The organism is Ruegeria meonggei, assembly GCF_042768335.1.
Lineage (GTDB): Bacteria > Pseudomonadota > Alphaproteobacteria > Rhodobacterales > Rhodobacteraceae > Ruegeria > Ruegeria meonggei.
The window spans coordinates 3,197,718-3,217,890 of the sequence record NZ_JAXHBT010000001.1 but is presented as its reverse complement, the minus strand read 5'-3'; the positions used below and the strand labels follow the sequence as shown (position 1 = coordinate 3,217,890).

At 59.9% G+C, this 20,173-nt stretch carries 20 protein-coding genes; 5 read left to right on the top strand and 15 right to left on the bottom strand.

The window, feature by feature from the left end; genetic code table 11:
• Positions 1 to 7: 7 nt before the first annotated feature.
• From SJY13_RS15860 to SJY13_RS15840, 5 genes are read right to left on the bottom strand one after another with little or no spacing between them, the layout of a single operon-like run.
• Positions 8 to 1,606: an ABC transporter ATP-binding protein gene (locus SJY13_RS15860; RefSeq protein ID WP_377192180.1), complete on the bottom strand. Its 1,599-nt coding sequence runs from the start codon at positions 1,604 to 1,606 to the stop codon at positions 8 to 10.
• Positions 1,603 to 2,418, bottom strand: coding sequence for an ABC transporter permease (locus SJY13_RS15855; protein WP_377192178.1), 816 nt, complete (start codon positions 2,416 to 2,418; stop codon positions 1,603 to 1,605). The genes SJY13_RS15860 and SJY13_RS15855 overlap by 4 nt, the downstream gene beginning before the upstream one ends.
• Positions 2,415 to 3,362, bottom strand: a complete 948-nt coding sequence (locus tag SJY13_RS15850) for an ABC transporter permease (RefSeq protein ID WP_377192176.1) — start codon at positions 3,360 to 3,362, stop codon at positions 2,415 to 2,417. Before SJY13_RS15850 ends, SJY13_RS15855 begins: the two co-directional genes overlap by 4 nt.
• A 40-nt stretch (positions 3,363 to 3,402) precedes the next feature.
• Entirely contained in the window at positions 3,403 to 4,467 is a 1,065-nt protein-coding gene (locus SJY13_RS15845; RefSeq protein WP_377192174.1) for a hypothetical protein, read from the bottom strand.
• Positions 4,468 to 4,522: 55 nt separating this feature from the next.
• Complete coding sequence (locus SJY13_RS15840) at positions 4,523 to 6,010, bottom strand: ABC transporter substrate-binding protein (protein WP_377192172.1); 1,488 nt, start codon at positions 6,008 to 6,010, stop codon at positions 4,523 to 4,525.
• Positions 6,011 to 6,181: 171 nt separating this feature from the next.
• On the opposite strand from SJY13_RS15840, the gene panB reads away from it, so the two are divergent.
• The 3 genes from panB to glpK all read left to right on the top strand — a co-directional run bounded on the left by panB (position 6,182) and on the right by glpK (position 9,406).
• A complete protein-coding gene (gene panB / locus SJY13_RS15835; RefSeq protein ID WP_377192170.1) occupies positions 6,182 to 7,021 on the top strand; it encodes a 3-methyl-2-oxobutanoate hydroxymethyltransferase in 840 nt (279 codons plus the stop codon).
• Positions 7,018 to 7,860: a pantoate--beta-alanine ligase gene (panC, locus tag SJY13_RS15830; RefSeq protein ID WP_377192168.1), complete on the top strand. Its 843-nt coding sequence runs from the start codon at positions 7,018 to 7,020 to the stop codon at positions 7,858 to 7,860. Before panB ends, panC begins: the two co-directional genes overlap by 4 nt.
• A gap of 67 nt (positions 7,861 to 7,927) precedes the next feature.
• Positions 7,928 to 9,406: a glycerol kinase GlpK gene (gene glpK, locus SJY13_RS15825; protein ID WP_377192166.1), complete on the top strand. Its 1,479-nt coding sequence runs from the start codon at positions 7,928 to 7,930 to the stop codon at positions 9,404 to 9,406.
• Between the two features lie 13 nt (positions 9,407 to 9,419).
• Here the strand turns inward: glpK and smpB are convergent, their stop codons facing one another.
• The 10 genes from smpB to SJY13_RS15775 all read right to left on the bottom strand — a co-directional run bounded on the left by smpB (position 9,420) and on the right by SJY13_RS15775 (position 17,624).
• A complete protein-coding gene (gene smpB / locus SJY13_RS15820; RefSeq protein WP_085822637.1) occupies positions 9,420 to 9,896 on the bottom strand; it encodes an SsrA-binding protein SmpB in 477 nt (158 codons plus the stop codon).
• 47 nt (positions 9,897 to 9,943) lie between these two features.
• The gene (gene idi / locus SJY13_RS15815; protein WP_085822636.1) at positions 9,944 to 10,486 is read right to left on the bottom strand and encodes an isopentenyl-diphosphate Delta-isomerase; all 543 of its coding nucleotides are present in this window, start codon (positions 10,484 to 10,486) and stop codon (positions 9,944 to 9,946) included.
• Between the two features lie 202 nt (positions 10,487 to 10,688).
• Positions 10,689 to 11,102 (bottom strand): c-type cytochrome, encoded by a 414-nt coding sequence (locus SJY13_RS15810; protein WP_085822635.1) that lies wholly within the window; start codon positions 11,100 to 11,102, stop codon positions 10,689 to 10,691.
• Positions 11,103 to 11,215: 113 nt separating this feature from the next.
• Positions 11,216 to 12,232: a P1 family peptidase gene (locus tag SJY13_RS15805; protein ID WP_377192163.1), complete on the bottom strand. Its 1,017-nt coding sequence runs from the start codon at positions 12,230 to 12,232 to the stop codon at positions 11,216 to 11,218.
• 81 nt (positions 12,233 to 12,313) lie between these two features.
• Positions 12,314 to 13,060, bottom strand: a complete 747-nt coding sequence (locus tag SJY13_RS15800) for an SDR family oxidoreductase (RefSeq protein ID WP_377192161.1) — start codon at positions 13,058 to 13,060, stop codon at positions 12,314 to 12,316.
• A gap of 61 nt (positions 13,061 to 13,121) precedes the next feature.
• Positions 13,122 to 13,541, bottom strand: coding sequence for an alternative ribosome rescue aminoacyl-tRNA hydrolase ArfB (arfB, locus tag SJY13_RS15795; RefSeq protein ID WP_377192159.1), 420 nt, complete (start codon positions 13,539 to 13,541; stop codon positions 13,122 to 13,124).
• 262 nt (positions 13,542 to 13,803) lie between these two features.
• Positions 13,804 to 14,448: a queuosine precursor transporter gene (locus tag SJY13_RS15790; protein ID WP_377192157.1), complete on the bottom strand. Its 645-nt coding sequence runs from the start codon at positions 14,446 to 14,448 to the stop codon at positions 13,804 to 13,806.
• A gap of 91 nt (positions 14,449 to 14,539) precedes the next feature.
• The gene (locus SJY13_RS15785) at positions 14,540 to 15,424 is read right to left on the bottom strand and encodes an esterase-like activity of phytase family protein (protein ID WP_377192155.1); all 885 of its coding nucleotides are present in this window, start codon (positions 15,422 to 15,424) and stop codon (positions 14,540 to 14,542) included.
• The gene (gene mepA, locus SJY13_RS15780) at positions 15,397 to 16,260 is read right to left on the bottom strand and encodes a penicillin-insensitive murein endopeptidase (protein WP_085822630.1); all 864 of its coding nucleotides are present in this window, start codon (positions 16,258 to 16,260) and stop codon (positions 15,397 to 15,399) included. Before mepA ends, SJY13_RS15785 begins: the two co-directional genes overlap by 28 nt.
• Positions 16,257 to 17,624, bottom strand: coding sequence for an MFS transporter (locus SJY13_RS15775; protein ID WP_377192153.1), 1,368 nt, complete (start codon positions 17,622 to 17,624; stop codon positions 16,257 to 16,259). Before SJY13_RS15775 ends, mepA begins: the two co-directional genes overlap by 4 nt.
• A gap of 130 nt (positions 17,625 to 17,754) precedes the next feature.
• Between SJY13_RS15775 and SJY13_RS15770 the strand changes: the two genes are divergently transcribed.
• Complete coding sequence (locus SJY13_RS15770) at positions 17,755 to 18,042, top strand: YggT family protein (protein ID WP_085822628.1); 288 nt, start codon at positions 17,755 to 17,757, stop codon at positions 18,040 to 18,042.
• Positions 18,043 to 18,119: 77 nt separating this feature from the next.
• Positions 18,120 to 20,159, top strand: a complete 2,040-nt coding sequence (gene recQ, locus SJY13_RS15765; RefSeq protein WP_377192151.1) for a DNA helicase RecQ — start codon at positions 18,120 to 18,122, stop codon at positions 20,157 to 20,159.
• The last annotated feature ends 14 nt before the right edge of the window (positions 20,160 to 20,173 follow it).

Here is a 20,173-nt window from a genome sequence, read left to right as displayed (position 1 = left end):
CTTGGGATTATGCCACGTATTGACCGATATCCGGCAGGGTCGGCGCGGCTTCGATCAGGGTGCGAGTGTAAGCGTGTTGGGGGCTGGCAAAGACCTGTTCGGTTTCGCCCTGCTCAACGATTTGTCCTGCCTGCATCACCAGCACCCGGTCGGTGATCGTGCGCACAACACTCAGGTCATGGCTGATGAACAGATAGGTCAGGTCGTAGGCGGCGCAAAGCTCGACCAGCAGATCCAGAATCTGCGCCCGGACCGAGACATCAAGGGCTGAGACCGCCTCATCGAACAGGATCAACTCGGGGCGGATGATCAGGGCTCGGGCGATGGCGATCCGTTGTCGTTGGCCACCCGAAAACTCATGGATGTACTTGCCTGCATCATCGGGGCTGAGACCCACGGCGGTCAGCATCTCGGCAATGCGATCCTGCTTTTCTGAGCCAATGGGCTGGGATTGGAGCAGATGGAAGGGTTCGGTGATCAGACGCGATACGCGGTGGCGGGGATTGAAGCTGCCATAAGGGTCCTGAAACACCACCTGCATCTTACGGCGCACCGCCAGATTGGGCCTGTGGCCGGCAAAAACCGGCTGCCCGTCCAGGCGAATCTGGCCGCTTTGCACCTCTTCCAACCCCAAAATCGCCCGTGTTAGGGTCGATTTACCGCATCCGGATTCGCCGACCAGCCCCAGACGTTCGCCCTTGTTCAAGGTAAAGCTGACCTGATCCACGGCACGGTGATGCCCCGGGGCCCCGAACAGGTGTTTCCGGGGCAGGCGATAGTCACGCGCCACCTCTTGAACCTCAAGCAAGGGCTGCTTGTCCTGGGCCTCGGGCAAGCTCACCTGATGGCCCGAGGCGGCAAACAGCATACGGGTATAGGGGTGCTGCATGTTGCGCAGCAGATGGTCCGTTTCCCCGGCTTCGACCACTTCGCCATGGCGCATGACGACAATCCGGTCCGCCATATCCGCCACCACCGCCAGATCATGGGTGATCATCAGCAGGCCCATATCATATTCACGCACCAGCCCTTTAAGCAGGTCGAGGATCTGCGCCTGCGTGGTCACGTCCAGCGCCGTTGTCGGTTCATCCGCGATCAAAAGCTTGGGGCGCAGGGCGATTGCCATGGCAATAACGACGCGCTGGCGCTGGCCACCGGACAACTCGTGCGGATAGCGTGACAAGGGGAACCGGTCGGGCGGCAAGCCCACGCGGGTCAGAACCTCTTGTGCGCGTTCGGTGGCCTGCAGGCGGGGCATAGCCTTGTGAATCAGGATCGTTTCGGTCACCTGATCGCCGATGGTTTTCACCGGGTTGAGCGCGGTCATCGGTTCTTGAAACACCATACCGACCGCGGCCCCGCGCAAGGCGCACAGCGCTGCCTCAGATAGGGTCAGGAGGTCTTGCCCTTTAAACCGGATCGCGCCGTCAACACTGGCCCCGATTGGCAGCAACTGCATGACAGCCAGCGCCGTCATCGACTTGCCCGAGCCGCTTTCGCCGGTGACCGCCACGATCTGGCCGGGGTCGATAGTCATGCTGACCTGTTTCAGAATGTCCGCCCCATGGATCGCCATTGAGAGGTTTTCGATCTGCAATAAACTCATGCCCGCGCCACCCTGATTCTTGGGTCAAGCCAGTCACGCAACCCGTCACCCAGCAGGTTCAGCCCCAGCACCGTCACGATGATTGCAAATCCCGGAATCAGAGCCAAATGCGGGGCAAAACTGACCATTGTCTGCGCATCCGCCAGCATTCGGCCCCAACTGGGCGTGGGGGGCTGCGCGCCAAGGCCAACATAAGACAGGCCCGCCTCGGCAAGAATGCCAAGGCTGAACTGGATGGTGCCCTGCACGATCAACAGGTTGGCGACGTTGGGCAGGATATGCTCGGCAGAAATCCGGGCCGCACCTTTGCCTGAGACCCGCGCGGCGAGGATGAACTCGCGCTCCCACAGCGACAGTGCGGCGCCACGGGTGATACGAGCAAAGACGGGGATGTTGAAGATGCCGATGGCGATGATCGCGTTGATCGCGCCGGCACCAAAGACGGCGGTGATCAGGATGGCGATGACCAGCGAGGGGAAAGCAAAGACCAGATCGTTGCCGCGCATAATCAGCTCATCCAGCCATGACCCCTTGCGCGCCGCCGCCGTCAGGCCCAACGGCACGCCAAAGCCAACGCCGATCCCCACCGCCACCAGCGCCACTGCAATGGAAGTCCGCGCGCCCACCATGATCATCGAGAACATGTCCCGCCCAAAATGATCCGTACCGAACCAGTGCTGCGCGTTGGGCGGCTGCAGCTTGGCCGGGATGTTCAGCGCCGCATGCTCATAGGGCGTCCAGACAAAGGACATCAGCGCCGCCAGCACAACCAACGACGACAGCGTCGCGCCAAGGATCAGGTTGCGGTTCATGTCCGACCCCTCAGCCTTGGGTCGACGGCGGCATAGGCCAGATCGACCAGAAAGTTCACCGTGATCACCGCAAAGACCAGCAGCATGACCACCGATTCCACCACGATCAGATCGCGGGCCGAGATGGCCTGAAACACCAGCCGCCCGAGGCCGGGCAGGTAGAACACCTGTTCGATTATGATCGATCCGGCCAACAGAAAGGAAAACTGCAACCCGATGATGGTCAGCACGGGGATCAGTGCATTGCGTACCCCGTGCCGCCACAACGCTTGACGACGGGACAGGCCTTTGGCGCGGGCGGTACGCAAAAAATCTTCGCCCAGAATGTCCAGCAGCGAGGATCTCATGACCCGCGCCAGAATCGCCGCCTGCGGCAGCGCCAGTGCGATGGCCGGCAGGGTCAGCGAACGCAACCCGGTCCAAAAACCGTTGTCCCATCCTGCGAACCCGCCCGCGTTGAACCAACGCAGATTGATGGCAAAGATCAGCACCAGCATTATCGCGAACCAGAAATTGGGCACCGCGATGCCCAGCTGTGTCGCGCCCATCACGGTCAGATCCCCGGCCTTGCCCCGGCGGGCGGCGGCATAAATCCCGGCGGGGAACGCAATCAGGGTCGACAGCGCCAGCGCATAAAGCGCCAGCGGCAGGGACACCCACAAGCGGTCTGCAATCATCTGCGCCACCGGTGTGCGATAGGTGTAGGAAGTGCCGAACTCCCCGACCAGCATGCCGCCGACCCAGTTGAAATACCTCTGCACTTTCGAGACATCCAACCCTAGCTCAGCTCGCAGGGCTGCTAACGTGTCTTCCTGCGCGTTCACCCCAAGCATGAACGAGGCCGGATCGCCGGGTGCTACCTCGATCACCGCGAAAATGACCACCGAGGCCACGGCCAAGCTGATCATCAGCGAAATCAGACGTTTGAGGGTATAGCGCAGCATCGAATCTACGTTAGGATTACATATCGCGCGGGTCCAGCACCTAAGGCACCAACAGATAGGCAAAAACCGCGTAACCGACGATCGCCGCATAGCCCAGTGGATAAATCCATTTGATCGCGTAATTGTCCAGCATTCTAGCCCTGCCTTCGTGACCGGACACTTTCATTTTTCGCAAAGCGACGTTGAACACGATCAACGCCCCGGTCATCAGGAACATACATTGTAGCACGAAATCCAGAAAGGTCAGATAACCCAGCTTGGGCAGATCGGCTGAGATGGCCCAGTTAAAGGCCACGAAGACCAACAGATTGCCGCCGGCGATCTCAATCCGGCGACGGTATTCGTCAAGGAAAAACAGCGCCCAGCCCACCGAAATCAGCACCAGCATCGGTAGGAACACCCGGATCACGTAATAGGTCAGGTGGCGGTGCCCTTCGAACGCCAGCGCAACCTGATCACTTTCCCGGCCGGACAAGCCGACGACTGTCGAATGCAGAACCTGTGGGTTGCCCATCACCCACTCCTCCTCGCCCAGCAAATTGCCCAGGCCGGAATGATCTTCCAGCGGATAGTAGGACACATATTCCGACGGAAAGATCGAGACGACCTCGAAGAAAAACTCTTGCGTGTCAAACGGGTATTTGCGGAAATCGAAATGTGGGGCCTGCAATGTCAGCGAGGATTTCTCGACATATACCACATGACCGTCATAGTGCAGCGAGGCCGCAGATTCGTGTATCCATTTATTGGATTGCTGGTTGTGGATGACAAACGCCGGGACGACCGCCCCGACATCCGAGGCATGTTCGGCCAGCGTCCTCGGGTTGAAAACCTGATACTCGCGTCCGACAGCATCGCGGTCAAAGGCCAGCGCCGGATCAGTCCATTCAACGCGCAGAACAACGACGGCGCCATAATTCTCGGACTTTTGATCCACGCTGGTGACCTGATCTATCTGGATGCCGATCCCCACCTTCAACGGGTTTTCCGGCGTGCCAACCAGCGCTGCAAGCCCGCCATCCAGCGCGTTTTGTGCCTGCGCCTTGCCGCCCAGCGCAAAAAGGCAGGCAGTAAAAACAAAGCACAAAAAACGGACAAAGTTCATCGTCAGGCTCACTTGGGAACGGGAAATCCGGGGTCGATTATGGCCCCGGATCAGGTCACTCGGACCAGCTGATCTGTGTCAGATCAATTGCAGCTGTGGGTGCGTTTTCCCACAGGCCCTGCACGCCCGCTTTGGCAACGCCCAGCTTGGCCAGCTGGAATAGATAGCCGTTGACATAGTCGTTTGCGATCAGGCGCTGCGCCTCACCCATCTGCTTGGTGCGCTCTTTGGGATCAGTGGTTGTGTTCAACGTCTCCATCAGCGCCTGGAAATCAGTGCTGTCATACTGGAAGTAGTAGTCGGGCCGCGCATAGATGCCGATATCCATCGGTTCGGTATGGCTGACGATGGTCAGGCCAAAATCCTTGCCTTTGAACACTGATTCCAGCCACTGTGCCCATTCCACATTAATGATCTCGGCTTTGATGCCGACCTCGGCCAGTTGCGCGGCGATGATCTCACCCCCGCGACGGGCATAAGATGGAGGTGGCAGATGCAGGGTGGTTTCGAACCCTTCTGCATAGCCCGCGTCCGCCAACAGTTCGGCGGCTTTTTTGGGGTCATATGCTGAATTTCCGGTCAGATCGACATAGGCCGGGTTATGCGGCGCGAAATGGGTGCCGATTGGCGTGCCGTATCCAAACATCGCGCCGTCTATGATCGCCTGACGGTCGATGGCATGGGCCACGGCCTGACGCACTTTGATGTCATCAAACGGCGGCTGCTTGTTGTTGGTGGACAGGATCGTCTCACCTTCGGTTGACCCCACCAAGACCTGAAACCGCGGATCGGCCTCGAACTGCGGTAGGTTTTCGGGCGCGGGAAAATTGTCGAACACGTCCACATCCTCGGCCATCATCGCCGCAAACGCGGCCGTAGGGTCCGAGATAAATTTGAACGTGGCGGTTTCCAGCACCGGTTGATCACCCCAATAATCAGGGTTGCGGTTCAGCGTGATGCTGTCGCCCTGCACCCAATCGCCAAAGGTAAAGGCACCGGTGCCCACCGGGTTGGTCTTGATACCCTCAATGCTCTCCGACGCAACTATCACTGCGTCGCCCCAGGCCATGTTGAACAGAAAATTGCCGTTGGGCTCGGACAGGGTGACCTTGACGGTAAGGGGGTCAACAACCTCGACGCTGGCAACCGAGTTGAACAGCGCCTTTTGCGCATTGGCGCTGTCCTCAGCCATCGCCCGGTCAAGGCTGAATTTGACGTCCTTGGCATCCATCGCGCTGCCGTCATGAAAGGTCACGCCATCGCGCAGCTTGAAGGTATAAACGGTACCATCATCCGTGATCTCCCAGCTTTCAGCCAGGCCGGGCACCACTGATCCGTCACCCATGAACCGGGTCAGACCTTCGAATATATTGGTATACACCACCGAATCGATGGCCTGCGCCGCGGCGCTGGTCGGATCCAGATGCGGTGGTTCCAGCTGCATCGCGATGGTGATGTCGGATTTGGCCAGAGCTTGCGTGGCAAACAGGCTGGAGCCGACTGCAAGAACCGACGCAAAGGACCGAAATGTCTGCTTTGTCATAAAAATCTCTCCCCACTGAATATTTGTGGCCCCGTGTTTTCAGGGGCCGTTCTTTCGGTAATGTCCCTTTAAACCTTGGGTCAATCAAGGAAATGTTCGCGCAACCGGGGTTTCTATGGCCCGGTCCGATCTGTTATGCCGCGCTGCAACATGAACCCCGGAGGAGCGATCATGAGCGCCACAGCCCGCAAAACGGCCCCGAATGCCCAGGATATCCGTGCCCGCAAAGGCGGCGAACCCTTGGTCAGCCTGACCGCCTATACCACGCCAATGGCGCGGCTGATGGATGATCACTGCGATTTCGTTCTGGTGGGCGACAGTGTCGGCATGGTGCTGCACGGGCTGACCTCGACCCTAGGGGTGACGATGGAGATGATGATCCTGCACGGACAGGCTGTTGCGCGCGGGCTGGACAACGCGATGATGATCGTCGACATGCCCTTTGCCAGTTACGAGCATTCGCCCGCTGACGCCTTCCGCAACGCCGCCCGCCTGATGGCGGAAACCGGGGCCGGGGCGGTCAAGCTGGAAGGTGGTGTCGAAATGGCCGACACCATTCGCTTTCTGGTCCAGCGCGGCATCCCGGTGATGGCGCATATTGGCCTGACGCCGCAATCGATCAATACGCTGGGCGGCTATAAGGTTCAGGGCCGCGACGATCAGGGTCAGACGGTTCTGGCCGACGCCCATGCGGTGACGGCAGCCGGCGCATTTGCCGTCGTATTAGAGAAGGTTCCCCAAGGTCTGGCCGACCGGATCACCGCCGAGATCGCGATCCCCACCATCGGTATAGGCGCATCAGCCGGGTGTGACGGGCAGATTCTGGTGGTGGATGACATGGTCGGCTTTTTTACCGCGTTCAAACCGAAATTCGTTAAACGCTATGCCGAGCTTGGCCAACAGGCCGAAGCCGCCATTGCCGAATACGCCGCTGAAGTGCGCGCGCGCAGCTTTCCCGCATCCGAACATGTGTTCGCCGATCAGGCCCCGGTCAAGGGTCCCAAAACATGACTGCGCCAATCTTGCGCCGGTTAAGCGATCTGCGCACGCTGACGACGCAATGGCGCAGCCAAGGCGAGGCTATCGGCGTGGTTCCCACCATGGGCGCGCTGCATCAGGGTCACCTATCACTGGTCGAAGCCGCAAAGGTGGATTGTGACCGGGTGATCGTGACCATTTTTGTGAACCCCAAACAGTTCAACAACCCCGAAGATCTGGCCAATTACCCCCGGACCGAACACGAAGACGCGCAAAAGCTACTGCCCTTTGGTGTCGACGCGATTTATGTACCTGATCCCGAAGAAATCTATCCGCAGGGTTTTGCCACGACGGTATCGGTTGCAGGCCTGACCAATGTGATGGAGGGCGAATTTCGCCCCGGCCATTTCGACGGTGTCGCCACGGTGGTTGCGAAGCTGTTTCTGCAAACTCAGGCAGACAGAGCCTATTTCGGGGAAAAAGACTATCAGCAGTTGATGGTCGTGCGCCGGATGGCACGGGATCTGGACATCCCGGTCCAGGTGGTCGGCTGCCCGACCATGCGCGAAGCTTCGGGCCTTGCGATGTCATCACGCAATCTGCGCCTGTCACCCGAAGGGCTGGAGGTCGCCGCGCACAAGCATAGGATCATGCAAAAACTGGCCCAGGCGCTGAAGAACGGCGATACCTTTGGTCCGCTGGCCACGCAGGCGGAAACGCAGTTGCTGGCCGCAGGATTTGCACAGGTGGAGTATATCCAACTGCGCTGCGCCGAAACGCTGGACCCGTTGACCTACGCCACCCGTCCCGCGCGACTGTTTGCGGCAGCCTGGGCTGATGGCGTGCGCCTGATCGACAATATTCCTGTCTGAACGCTCTGGCACCTGCGTCACTGTTTGCGCTAAAGTCCCGCAAAGCCAAACGGGAGGGGCACGAGGGATGACCTATATTCTTGCCATTGATCAGGGCACCACATCTTCACGGGCCATTCTGTTCGACGCGAACATGCAGCGCGCGGGCACCGCGCAGCATGAATTTACCCAACATTTCCCGCAGGAAGGCTGGGTCGAACACGACGCTGAGGAAATATGGGACAGTGTTCTGCGCGTCTGCCGCGAAGCCATGGAGACAACCGGCGCCACCCCTGACCAGATCGCCGGTATAGGCATCACCAATCAGCGCGAAACCACCGTCATCTGGGACCGCGCCACCGGTGCCCCCATCCACAACGCCATCGTCTGGCAGGACCGCCGAACCGCCGATATCTGCGCGCGCTACAAGCAGGCCGGATGCGAAGATGACGTGACCCATCAGACCGGGTTGTTGCTGGACCCGTATTTCTCAGGCACCAAGGTTAAATGGCTGCTGGACAATGTGCCCGGTGCCCGCGACCGCGCCGACGCCGGAGAGTTGATGTTCGGCACCATCGACAGCTTTCTGATCTGGCGCCTGACCGAAGGGCGCAGCCACGCCACCGACGCCACAAACGCTGCGCGCACGCTGCTGTTCGACATTCACAAAGGGGATTGGAGCGCCGAAATTTGCGACCTGCTGGACGTGCCGATGAGCATGCTGCCTACGGTACATGACTGCGCCTCGGATTTCGGCACCACAACCCTTTTGGGAGGGGATATCCCGATTTTGGGCGTCGCGGGCGATCAGCAGGCCGCCACGATCGGACAGGCCTGTTTCCACGCCGGCATGATGAAGTCGACCTATGGTACGGGGTGTTTTGCGCTGCTGAACACTGGCGACAAACCGGTTGAGTCGAAAAACCGCCTGCTGACAACGATTGCCTATCAGCTGGACGGTCAGCGGACTTATGCGCTGGAGGGGTCAATTTTTATCGCGGGTGCGGCGGTTCAATGGCTGCGCGACGCGCTGCAGATCATCGAAAACGCTGCCGAAAGCGGCGAACTGGCCGAAAAAGCGGACCCGAACCAACATGTAGTGATGGTGCCCGCCTTTACCGGGCTTGGAGCGCCTTATTGGAACCCTGAATGCCGCGGGGCAATCTTTGGTCTGACGCGCAATTCCGGCCGGGCAGAGATTGCCAACGCAACACTGGAAAGCATCGCCTTCCAGACCCGTGATCTATGGCACGCCATGCAGGGCGACTGGGACGACAACGCCGAGGTGATCCTGCGGGTCGATGGTGGGATGAGCGCCTCGGACTGGGCTATGCAGGGATTGGCCGATCTTTTGGGCGCGCCGGTGGATCGTCCGATGATGCAGGAGACCACCGCGCTGGGGGCCGCCTGGCTTGCGGGGATGCGGGCCGGTGTCTACCCGGACCAGCAGGGATTCTCTGAGACCTGGGCGCTGGATCAGCGGTTTGAACCTGTCTTGTCAGCCGACGAGCGCGACGCCGCCTATACCCGCTGGCAACGTGCGGTGTCCGCAGCGATGGCGTTCTAGAGCGGGCGCAGGGTCAGTTGTGATCCTTCATCAGCCGCTGTTTCTGACGTGACCAGTCGCGCTTGGCCTGGGTTTCGCGTTTGTCGTGGTTTTTCTTACCCTTGGCGATGCCGATTTTGATCTTGGCCAGGCCTTTGTGGTTGAAATACATAACCAGCGGCACCAGCGTCATGCCCTTGCGCTGGGTCGCATTCCACAGATTCGACAGCTCTTTGCGCGACACCAGCAGCTTGCGGCGGCGGCGCTCTTCGTGTTTGAACGACTTGGCTTGTTCGTAAGGGGCGATATAGCTGTTGACCAGCCACAGCTCTCCGTCATCGACCGAGGCATAGCTTTCAGCGATGTTCGTGCCTCCCACACGCAGGGATTTGACCTCGGACCCTTCCAGCATGATGCCGCATTCGAGATCGTCTTCGATTGCGTAATCGAAGCGCGCGCGCCGGTTTTCGGCGATGACTTTGTAATTCGGGTCTGTCTTTTGCTTGGCCATGACGCGTTGATTTAGGCGGCTTAGGCCGCCCTTGCAAGCCGAAGCCGTCAGGACGTGGCCGAGATGATCAAATCGGGGCCAAAAATCGTGTCGGCGTGATTGTGCAGATAAATCTTGAGCCAGGGTGTAAACCGCGCCGGATGGCGCTGCACTTCGGCCAGAAGATCGTGGTAATCGATCCAGCGGATATCCATGACCTCGTCCGGGTTAGGCTCGATCTTGAGCGGGCCACGAACATGGGCCAGAAACACATCCACCACTTCATGTTCGATCATGTTGTTGCCGACATCGGCGTGGTACTCCAGCCGGTGACGATACTCGGGATAAAGACCGGTGATCCCCAGTTCTTCATGCAGACGACGCACTGCGCATTCCGATGGCGTCTCACCCCAGTCGGGATGGGTACAGCAGGTGTTCGCCCACAGGCCCGGCGTGTGGTATTTGCCCATGGCCCGACGTTGCAGCAAAATCTCGGTGCCGCGCACAACAAAGACGGACACTGCCTTGTGCTTGAGGCCTTTTTCATGCGCTTCCAGCTTTTCTACGGGGGTCAATTCACCATCAACCCAGGCTGGGATCATGATTCCCATCTGTCATCTCCTGCTGCCGATCCGCCTGCATGGCCGGGTGTTTTATAGCTGCGGCCTGATCGGCTTGGCTTGGCAAGACGCGCGAAAACTGGTCTGAGCCGCGCAGATCCAAAGTGGCGTTGATCCGTCCGTTTTTCAATCGCACGAAAGGCCGCAGGGGCTGCGGCCTTTCGTGGTCTTTCTGGACAGCTGGGATCAGGCGTTATTCGCCAGAGACGCTGACGATATAAGCGTAGACGTCTTCACCACCTTTTTTCAGCTTGAAGGTCATCTTGGACTTGGCTGAAGTCTCACCGAGGTAGTCCTTCAGGAACGCCTTGGGATCAACTGCGTATTCAACAAAGGTCGCCTCGTCCCAAACTAGACCATTTTCGCCGGCTGCAACGATGCTGTCGCCGTATTTGAACCCTTCCAAGGTGCCGGCGGTGCGGCCATCGATGCCGTACAAATTCGGGCCGGTCTTACCACCTTTGACAATCACTTCGCCTTCGGGATCAGCAATCATGTGGCAGGACTTGCATTTGTTAAAGGTCTTCTTCCCGGCTTCTGCATCACCTTCGGCGTAAGCAGGCATGGCCATCAGGCCCAAAATTGCGGTAGCGAGGATGCGATTCATAGGTTTTGCTCCGATACATATTGGCTGCACCAAATGGAACCTTGGCGCAAGAAAGAGTCAACGCGCAGATTGCCGCGCGAGGACACTGTGTCACCCCGGCCTAGGGGTCGTCCTTAACTTATGTCATATACTTCGGGCCAACATGGTAACAGATCCCCAGGCGCCGGTGTGGCAAGATACACGGCCCGCGCAATCGCCCGGGAAAGGCACAGCGCAGCGGCGTGACCCACCATCGCCAGCTCGGCCTCTGCCTGCAATGGCCGCGCGCCCGTGCTGACGCCAAAAACCAGATCGCCATCCCCTGGCGTGTGTGCAGGCAGGATAGCGCGGGCAATACCGTCATGCGCGGCCACGGCCAGCCGCTGACATTGCGGTTTGGTCAAGTTTGCGTCAGTGGCGACAATGGCGATGGTGGTGTTGGTCTTGTCCGGTGCGGCGGGACGCATCGCCTGAGCCTTGCGGCTGGCGGTGGGCAGACCCAAACCAGCGGTGGGGTCCGGCCCCAGCCCACCGAATTCCCCCCCGACCTCGAACGGCGCCGCCCAAAAGTGGCGGTCGCCGGGTGTGGTGACACTGCCCAGCGGATTGGCCGCGACCAGAGCCCCGACCGCCGCACCAGATTCCAGCACCAGCGAAGCCGACCCCAGCCCGCCTTTGTGCATCGCCGCCAGAGCGCCCGTGCCCGCACCAGCGGTGCCCAGAGCAAACTCCACGGCCGCGGTTTCCAACGCTGTTCGCCCCAAAGCGCGATAGGGATTATCGGCCCAGTCCTTACTACCGCCATTGAGCAGATCAAACAGGATCGCACCCGGAACGATCGGCACCCTGACGGAGCCGACCTTAAAGCCGCGCCCTTGCGCGCGTAGCCCATCCGAGACGCCAGAACAGGCGTCCAGTCCAAAGGCGGACCCGCCGGACAACGTAATGGCATCAACTTGTGTCACCATTTTATCAGCGGCCAGCAGATCAGTTTCCCGCGTGCCGGGTGCGCCGCCCATGACGTGAACGGACGCCACAAAGGGGTGTTCGGCGGTCAGGACCGTAGTGCCGGATTTCAGCGCAACGTCCTGTGCGTTGCCGACACGCAGGCCGGGGACATCGGTGATCAGGTTTCTGGGTCCGGGGGTCATTGCGGTCTCGGGTGTTGGTGTGAAAAAGCGCGCGGGCGCGCTGCCTCCGGCGGGGATATTTTCAGCCAGATGAAGAGCGGATCAGATGCAGCGGCCACCGTCGACCTCCAGCGCTGTGCCGGTGATCATGCTGGCCTCGTCCGAGCACAGAAAGCAGGCGGCGTTGGCCATGTCTTCGGGGGTTGAGAAGCGGCCCAGCGGGATGGTTGACAGGAATTTGGCGCGAACCTCGGGCGTGTCTTCACCCATGAAGGATTTCAGCAACGGCGTTTCCCCTGCCACCGGGCAGATCGCGTTGACACGCACGCCGGAAGACGCGAGTTCCACGGCCATTGTCTTGGTTGCCGTGATCATCCAACCCTTGGAGGCGTTGTACCAGTTCAGGTTCGGGCGCGGCGACAGACCTGCGGTTGAGGCGACGTTCAGGATCGCTCCGGTGCCACGGCCTTTCATCTGCGGGACAAACGAACGAGCGGTCAGGTAGACGGATTTCATGTTCACGCTGAACACCCGGTCGAAGTCATCCTCGCTGACTTCTTCCAAAGGGGTCGGCAGATGGGTGACGCCTGCATTGTTGACCAGAATATCGAGCGAACCAAACTGATCGCTGACGGCCTCTGCCATCGCCTGCACCGATGCAGCATCCGCCACATCGACTTGATGCGCGATGGCCTGCGGGCCCAGAGTGGTCGCCATATCGCGGGCCGCATCGCCATTGATATCGGCAATCATGACACGCGCGCCTTCGGTCAGGAATTTCCGTGCAATACCTGCGCCAAATCCAGATGCGCCGCCCGTCACAATCGCGGTTTTTCCATCAAGCCGCATGGCCTTACCCCTTAGATCCTCTTTGCGTGGCAGAGTAGCAAGGCGGCGCGAAACTACCAGATCAATCTTCGGACACCTGGCCCCGTAATGCCTTGACGTTTGACCGCGCCTTTTTCGACGCCAACCGCCGCTTGACAGACCCATAGGTGGGCTTGGTGGCGATCCGGCGTTTGGGTTTGATCAGCGCGCGGGCAATCAGCTCGGCCAGACGGGCGCGAGCGATCTCGCGGTTACGGGCCTGTGATCGGGTTTCCTCGCACTGGATGATGATCGCGCCCTCTTTGGTCCAGCGCCGCCCGGCCAGCCGTTTCAGACGCGCCTTGATCGGATCAGGCAGCGAGGGCGAGCGCGCGGCCTCGAACCGCAGCTCAACCGCGGTTGAAACCTTGTTGACGTTCTGCCCGCCGGGACCGGACGAACGGACAAAGCTCTCGGTCAGTTCCCAGTCTTGCAGGGTGATATCGTCGTTGATGCGCAACATGTTGGCGACCTTACAGGCGGCGTGCAGAAACAAAAAGGGCCGCCCCGGCGGGACGGCCCTTCGAAAGTTCAGGAGGTGGGGTCGGTTAGATCAATCGACCAGCCGGAGCGAGCGCTCCGCCAAGGGCTGCCCTAACGGGCGATCCCCCCGGTTGTTCCGACACCTCTCTCCAATCTCTTTCTTGACACTGGATCACCTCCTTTTCTATCTGTTGCGGTTGAAAAGAAGCGTGCCACAAGTTGTGCCATTCTCAAAGCGTTTTTTATGCCGGCTGTGCAGTCAGGCGGGCAACGATCATCTTGAAGGGGATCAGCGCCACCAGCGCCAGTGACAGTTTCACCAACCAATCGGCAAAGGCCAGCGTCACCCAGAGCGGTGCCATCGGGCCGGACAGCATGAACGGCACAGGCTCCCACGCCCAGCTGATCGCATCGTCGGCATTGGCGCCGAAAATCGCAATCGAGGCGGAAAAGGCGATGGTGAAGAACAGCGCTGTGTCCAGTGCGGACCCAACCAGGGTTGAGACCAGCGGCGCGCGCCACCAGCGGCCTCCGCGCATGGCGTTGAACACGGTGACGTCGGTCAGTTGCGCGATCAGAAAAGCGGTTCCCGAGGCCACGGCGATCCGCAGCGGAACAGCGGCATAAGTGAACCCGTCCCCCTGCAGCATGATCTGGCTGCCGATCAGCGAGCAGATGATACCGGTAACAAACCCGGCAAACACAACCTTGCGAGCGGTGGCCACGCCATAGATGCGGTTCATGATGTCAGTGACCAGAAAGGCCAAAGGATAGGTGAAGGCACCCCAGGTAAGCAGCCCGTCAAGGATCAGGAATTGGACCAGAATGTTCGAGGCCACAACAATGGCGGCCATGGCAAGAATGCCGGGAATGAAAGCGCGTTGCATATTTTGATGCCCGTTTTGACAAGGTAGCGGCGACTTGGCCAAGGGACCGTCCCAAGGCAAGCCGTGCGTTTAGACCTTTGCTTTGGCCCTGTCAATCGGGCAGCAGATATTCCACCAGTTCAGTGCGCTGCAGGGCCAGAAAGTTGTCATCCGAAATCATTGTTCCGCGCAACCTCCCCTGTGTATCGCGCCACACGGACAGACCTTCGAGGTTGTCATGTGTGCCAGTGCCGGTTTCGAACAGGATCTCCTCGGCACCCGGTCCATCGTCAGCGATCTGCCAACGACGCAGGCGTGATCGGAACCCAATCAGCGACAAAGCCCGTTCCAGTACATAAAACCGACCATCGGGGCCGAAATCCGCGGCCACGGGCAGGAATCTGCCCCGTTGAGGCAGAACAAATGGCGTCGCCCATATCTGGCCATCCCAACGATAGACCGGGATGTCACCCTGCGCGGTGCGGTTTTGTTCAGGCATCGCGTAAAGCCGACCGCGACCATCAATCGCCAGCGCTTCGAAGGCGCCGTTGCCCTCAAGCCCGCGGAACGCTGCAGGTCGGGGCAGCACCCGCGCTTTTGCACCGGGTGAGGCGTAATAGGCCACGCGATGAACTCCTTCGAAGGACACATAGAACCCACCATTTGGCGCCATAGCGATACCCTCGGAATCGCCTACATAGCCCGGCATTTTTTGCCCAGTGCTGGACAGAACCGGCCAATGCCCGGTGGTTTGAATTCCGGTGATCAGGTCCCCGTCCCGGTCAATCCTGGCATGGACAAGGACCGCGCGGTCGCTCAGCGCGACCATGCGGCGACCGTCGTCATAGATTTGAACCGCCGAGAACCCGCCAAACCAATCCGCTGTGCCGCGCCAGGCAAAGCTGTTCAGCTGGGTGGCCGTCCTGACCTCAACCGCCCAGACCGCCCCCGCCAGAACCAGCGCTGCGATCAGTTGGACTGCAGGACCTGGGCGCATTGCTGAGGCAAATCTGCCATCCGATACTCACGACGTTTCTTGGGCGCAGGTGCGTTTGGATCGGGCGGCGGCGGGTTAAGGATGTTGTTTACCCACTGTTGCGCATCGGCGCATCCGTCCCCCTTGGGCGGCGGGTCCTGATTGACGCAGCCGCGCGATCCTCTGGGGCATTTCAGCCGAACATGGAAGTGATAGTGATGCCCCCACCAGGGTCGGATTTTGCGTAGGTAGGCCCGGTTTCCCTTTTCTTCGTTACACATTTGCACCTTGGCGCCGGGAAACACGAATATCCGCGCGACACGCTTGTCCTTGGCGGCCTCACGCAGCACCGCGTGGTGCTGTTTGGTCCAATTGCCGTTGATAAAGGCTCCATTGGCCCGACGCAGGGAAATGGACGAGATATTCTCGCGCGCTTTGCGGCTGAGCCTCATGTTGTCCCCGGGCAGCATCCAGATATCGATATCCAGCCCCAACTGGTGACTGCGATGGCCTGAGGTCATCGGCCCACCGCGCGGCTGGCTGATATCTCCAATATATAGACCATTCCATCCCGGTTGTTTCGACGCAAACCGGCTGAGGTCCTGCACATAGTCAATCGCCTCGGGGTGGCCCCAGTTGCGATTGCGCGACAGGCGCATGGCCTGCCATGTCGGTCCGGTTTCGGGCAGTTGCACCGACCCGGCCGCACATCCGCGCGAATAACTGCCGAAGGCGGCCGGCTTTTGTTGTGAGTTCTGCTTTTGCGCCCCGAACAATTGCTTGGCCAGCGGTTGCGCCGTAGCCGTGCCTGCCCATGCGATCGCGGCCAAAACGGCCAAAAAACGTAGTAAAATCATCTGCTCTGATCCCCTTCCGGTTTCACCCAGCGCATCAGGATTAATCCCACAATAAACAACAGAATGATCGGTGACACCCCCAGACGTGCACTGCCGGTCACGGCTGTGGCAATACCGATCAACAGTGGCGCAGCAAAAGCGGTGGCACGACCCGACAGGCCATAAAGACCAAAGCTTTCGACCGGGGCCTTGGGGTCGGTATGGCGCACCATCAGCGATCGGCTGGCGGATTGTAGGATGCCGCCCATACCGCCAATCAGAACACCGCACCCGAAAAACACCAGATCCGGCAGACCGGACCCATCCGGCAGGGCGATCCCGTAAACTTGCGTCCGGTCCATCGACACAACGGTCACACAGACAAAGATCAGCACCCAGATCGCCACCAGAATGACCGGTTTAGGGCCGTGTTTGCGATCCAGCTTACCCCCGATCCACGCAAAGATGGCCGACGCCAGAACGCTGACAATCCCGAACACACCGATCTTGATCAAGTCCCATTCCAACACCAGCGCTGCATAGACGCCGCCGAAACTGTACAGCCCGTTCAGCGCATCGCGGTAGAACATGGAGGACCCCAGATAGCTTGCCAGGCTGATCCGGTGGCGCAGGTCCGACACCGATTTGGCCAACAGACCCAACGCCGCGCGCAAACTGCCCTGTTTGTTCGTATCCGGATCATCGCGAACCCACAGAAAATAGGGCACCATGAACAGGATGAACCATCCGGCCGTGAACGGCCCAACAAAGCGGGTGCCCTCTCGCATAGCGGCGTCCAGGCCGAATATCGGATCCATCCCGATCAGCGTCTTGCCATTGGGCTGTTCGACAAACAGCGCCAGCATAATCGCCAACGAGATCAGGCCGCCAAAGTACCCAAAAGCAAAGCCTGAACCCGAAATCTCGCCTACTTCGTCATCATCACCCAGCTCGGGCAGTTGCGAGTTGATGAAGATCAACGCGTATTCCGCACCCACAAAACCCAGACCAAAGGCCGACAACATCAGCCACATGTTTGACCCATCGGGCAACGTGTACCACAGCGCCGCCGAGCCCACGGCATACATCACTGAAAAGGCAAATATCCACGGGATACGCCGCCCCGACACATCCGCCATCGCCCCCAGCAAGGGCGCGCCAAAGGCGATGATCAACCCGGTGATGGTCAGGCAATTCGCCCAGACAGTCTGTGCCTGCGCGGCCGCCGCCTGCGCGTCCAGACCAGTATTGGCATAATACCCGGCGGCAACCCCGGCGAAGTAGGGCCCAAAGACAAAAGTGACCAAAAGCGAATGATAGGGCTGACTGGCCCAGTCGAAAAACCACCAGCCCCAGATGCGCCTGCGCTTGGAAATCTTTGCCATCACTGCCTCTGTTTATTGTTGCTTTCATATGACGAGGCTTTGGGCCAATTCGCAAGCGTTCTGTTGGTGCGGGCTTGCTCTTTACCGCAGGGGTGCTTAGGTCTCAGCAAATGTGAAATCCGGAGGCCCCATGCTGTCGCTGATCCAAATTCTGCTGCTGATCCTGGACATTGTCTGGTTCATCATTCTGGCCCATGTGATCATGAGTTGGCTGATCAACTTTCAGGTGCTCAACCTGCATCAACAACTGGTCGCGCAAATCTGGTACGGTCTGAACCGCATTCTGGAACCGATCTACGGCCCGATCCGGCGGGTTCTGCCCAACATGGGCGGGCTGGATCTGACGCCTCTGGTGGTTTTGATCGGCGTCTATGCGCTGCGGATCATCCTGATCAACAATGTGGGCTATTTCGTCTGACCACTTGTTCCCCGATTCTTAGTATGTGATTGTCCTGTTTAAGAGCAGATAAACCTTAAAACAGGGTCACCCCGCATATGTTCGACGCCGCACCCTTGCTGCGAGATGTCTTTGGATTCGATGACTTCCGACCCGGTCAGGAGGAGATCGTCGATGCCGTGACCGCAGGCGAAAACGTGCTGGCCATCATGCCGACCGGGGGTGGTAAATCCCTGTGTTTCCAACTGCCTGCGCTGCTGCGCGATGGGGTCACGGTGGTGATATCCCCGCTGATCGCCCTTATGCGTGATCAGGTGCGCGGGCTGCAAGAGGCCGGCGTCGAGGCGGGCGCTTTGACATCCGGCAACACCCCCGAAGAAACCGATGCTGTGTGGGAAGCGCTGGAAGCCGGGCGGCTCAAGCTGCTTTACATGGCCCCGGAACGGCTGGCCGCCGGGTCGGCGATGGGGATGCTGCGCCGGATCAATGTCAGCCTGATTGCGGTGGACGAGGCCCATTGCGTCAGCCAATGGGGCCATGATTTCCGACCCGACTACCTTCGGATCGGAGAACTGCGGCGCGCGTTGGATGTTCCGCTGGCGGCCTTCACCGCCACGGCGGATGCAGAAACGCAGGACGAGATTGTTGAAAAGCTGTTTGATGGCGGCACCCCGCGCAAGTTCCTGCGCGGCTTTGACCGACCCAATATCCATCTGGCCTTTGCCGCCAAGGACGGACCGCGCAAACAGATCCTCGACTTTGCCGCTGCCCGCAAAACCCAGTCGGGCATTGTCTACTGTGGCACCCGCAACAAGACCGAGGTGCTGGCACAGGCCCTGCGTGCCGAGGGGCATTCGGCCTGTCACTATCACGGCGGGATGGAGGCCGAGGATCGCCGCATCGTCGAGACCCGTTTTGCCCGCGAAGATGGCCTGATCGTGGTTGCAACTGTGGCCTTTGGCATGGGCATCGACAAACCCGATATCCGCTGGGTCGCCCATTCCGACCTGCCCAAATCGATCGAGGCCTACTATCAGGAAATCGGCCGTGCGGGCCGTGATGGCGGACCTGCTGAAACCCTGACCCTGTTTGGCGCGGATGATATCCGCCTGCGTCGGTCGCAGATCGACGAAGGGCTTGCACCGTCCGAACGGCGCATGGCCGACCACGCGCGGCTGAATTCTCTGCTGGGACTGGCCGAGGCGCTGGCCTGTCGCCGCCAGACTTTGCTGGGGTATTTCGGCGAACAGACCGAACCTTGCGGCAAATGTGATCTGTGCGACACGCCGCCCGAAATCTTTGATGGCACAACCCCTGTCCGCATGGCCCTGTCCGCAATCCTGCGCACCGAAGAATGGTTCGGTGCAGGCCATCTGATCGACATCCTGCTGGGAAACGAGACCGACAAGATCCGCGCCCGCCGCCATGATGCGCTGTCCACCTATGGTATCGGCAAGGACTGGTCGCGGCCCCAGTGGCAAGCGATTTTCCGGCAAATGATGGGCCATGATCTGGTTCGCCCCGACCCCGACCGCCACGGCGCGTTGCGCATGACCGAGGCCGCGAAACCGATCCTGAAAGGTGAAGCCCAGATCAACCTGCGCAAGGACACGATCCGCAAGGCCACGCGACGCCCTGCCGTCAAGGCCATGGTGTCCGAAGAAGACGCGCCGCTGCTATCTGCGCTCAAGGCCAAGCGCCGCGCGCTGGCCGAATCCGCACGCGTTCCGGCCTATGTTATCTTCCCTGATCGCACCCTGATCGAGATGGCCGAAACCCGCCCCGCCAATCTGGACGACATGGCCCGAATCAGCGGGATTGGCGCAAAAAAGCTGGAACGCTACGGGGCCACATTCCTTGAGGTTCTGACCGGCGCGGTCGAGGAACTGCATCCGGCGCGGCGCAAACTGGCCGGGCGCGATCAAGGCGATATCTACGACCGGCTGCTGGAAGTGCAATCGCAACTATCGCGGGGACCCGACGGGATCGACAAGCCACTGACCTGTTCAGCCTCGCAACTGGCCAAGGTCGCGCAACTGCGCTCTGACGATCCGCAAGCGATCGAAAAGCTGCTGGGCAACCGTCGTCACAAAAGGTTTGGCGCGGCCTTTCTGGACGTGCTGCGCGTGGCGGGCTAGATATCCCGATACAG

Excerpts from the sequence above, each read along its gene's own strand:
- SJY13_RS15840 (WP_377192172.1), bottom strand. The coding sequence starts at position 6,010 with ATGACAAAGCAGACATTTCGGTCCTTTGCGTCGGTTCTTGCAGTCGGC.
- panB (WP_377192170.1), top strand. The coding sequence starts at position 6,182 with ATGAGCGCCACAGCCCGCAAAACGGCCCCGAATGCCCAGGATATCCGT.
- idi (WP_085822636.1), bottom strand. The coding sequence starts at position 10,486 with ATGGGAATCATGATCCCAGCCTGGGTTGATGGTGAATTGACCCCCGTA.
- panC (WP_377192168.1), top strand. The coding sequence starts at position 7,018 with ATGACTGCGCCAATCTTGCGCCGGTTAAGCGATCTGCGCACGCTGACG.
- SJY13_RS15845 (WP_377192174.1), bottom strand. The coding sequence starts at position 4,467 with ATGAACTTTGTCCGTTTTTTGTGCTTTGTTTTTACTGCCTGCCTTTTT.
- arfB (WP_377192159.1), bottom strand. The coding sequence starts at position 13,541 with ATGTTGCGCATCAACGACGATATCACCCTGCAAGACTGGGAACTGACC.
- SJY13_RS15850 (WP_377192176.1), bottom strand. The coding sequence starts at position 3,362 with ATGCTGCGCTATACCCTCAAACGTCTGATTTCGCTGATGATCAGCTTG.
- glpK (WP_377192166.1), top strand. The coding sequence starts at position 7,928 with ATGACCTATATTCTTGCCATTGATCAGGGCACCACATCTTCACGGGCC.
- SJY13_RS15800 (WP_377192161.1), bottom strand. The coding sequence starts at position 13,060 with ATGCGGCTTGATGGAAAAACCGCGATTGTGACGGGCGGCGCATCTGGA.
- SJY13_RS15770 (WP_085822628.1), top strand. The coding sequence starts at position 17,755 with ATGCTGTCGCTGATCCAAATTCTGCTGCTGATCCTGGACATTGTCTGG.
- SJY13_RS15810 (WP_085822635.1), bottom strand. The coding sequence starts at position 11,102 with ATGAATCGCATCCTCGCTACCGCAATTTTGGGCCTGATGGCCATGCCT.
- SJY13_RS15805 (WP_377192163.1), bottom strand. The coding sequence starts at position 12,232 with ATGACCCCCGGACCCAGAAACCTGATCACCGATGTCCCCGGCCTGCGT.
- SJY13_RS15860 (WP_377192180.1), bottom strand. The coding sequence starts at position 1,606 with ATGAGTTTATTGCAGATCGAAAACCTCTCAATGGCGATCCATGGGGCG.
- SJY13_RS15855 (WP_377192178.1), bottom strand. The coding sequence starts at position 2,418 with ATGAACCGCAACCTGATCCTTGGCGCGACGCTGTCGTCGTTGGTTGTG.
- SJY13_RS15790 (WP_377192157.1), bottom strand. The coding sequence starts at position 14,448 with ATGCAACGCGCTTTCATTCCCGGCATTCTTGCCATGGCCGCCATTGTT.
- smpB (WP_085822637.1), bottom strand. The coding sequence starts at position 9,896 with ATGGCCAAGCAAAAGACAGACCCGAATTACAAAGTCATCGCCGAAAAC.
- SJY13_RS15785 (WP_377192155.1), bottom strand. The coding sequence starts at position 15,424 with ATGCGCCCAGGTCCTGCAGTCCAACTGATCGCAGCGCTGGTTCTGGCG.
- SJY13_RS15775 (WP_377192153.1), bottom strand. The coding sequence starts at position 17,624 with ATGGCAAAGATTTCCAAGCGCAGGCGCATCTGGGGCTGGTGGTTTTTC.
- mepA (WP_085822630.1), bottom strand. The coding sequence starts at position 16,260 with ATGATTTTACTACGTTTTTTGGCCGTTTTGGCCGCGATCGCATGGGCA.
- recQ (WP_377192151.1), top strand. The coding sequence starts at position 18,120 with ATGTTCGACGCCGCACCCTTGCTGCGAGATGTCTTTGGATTCGATGAC.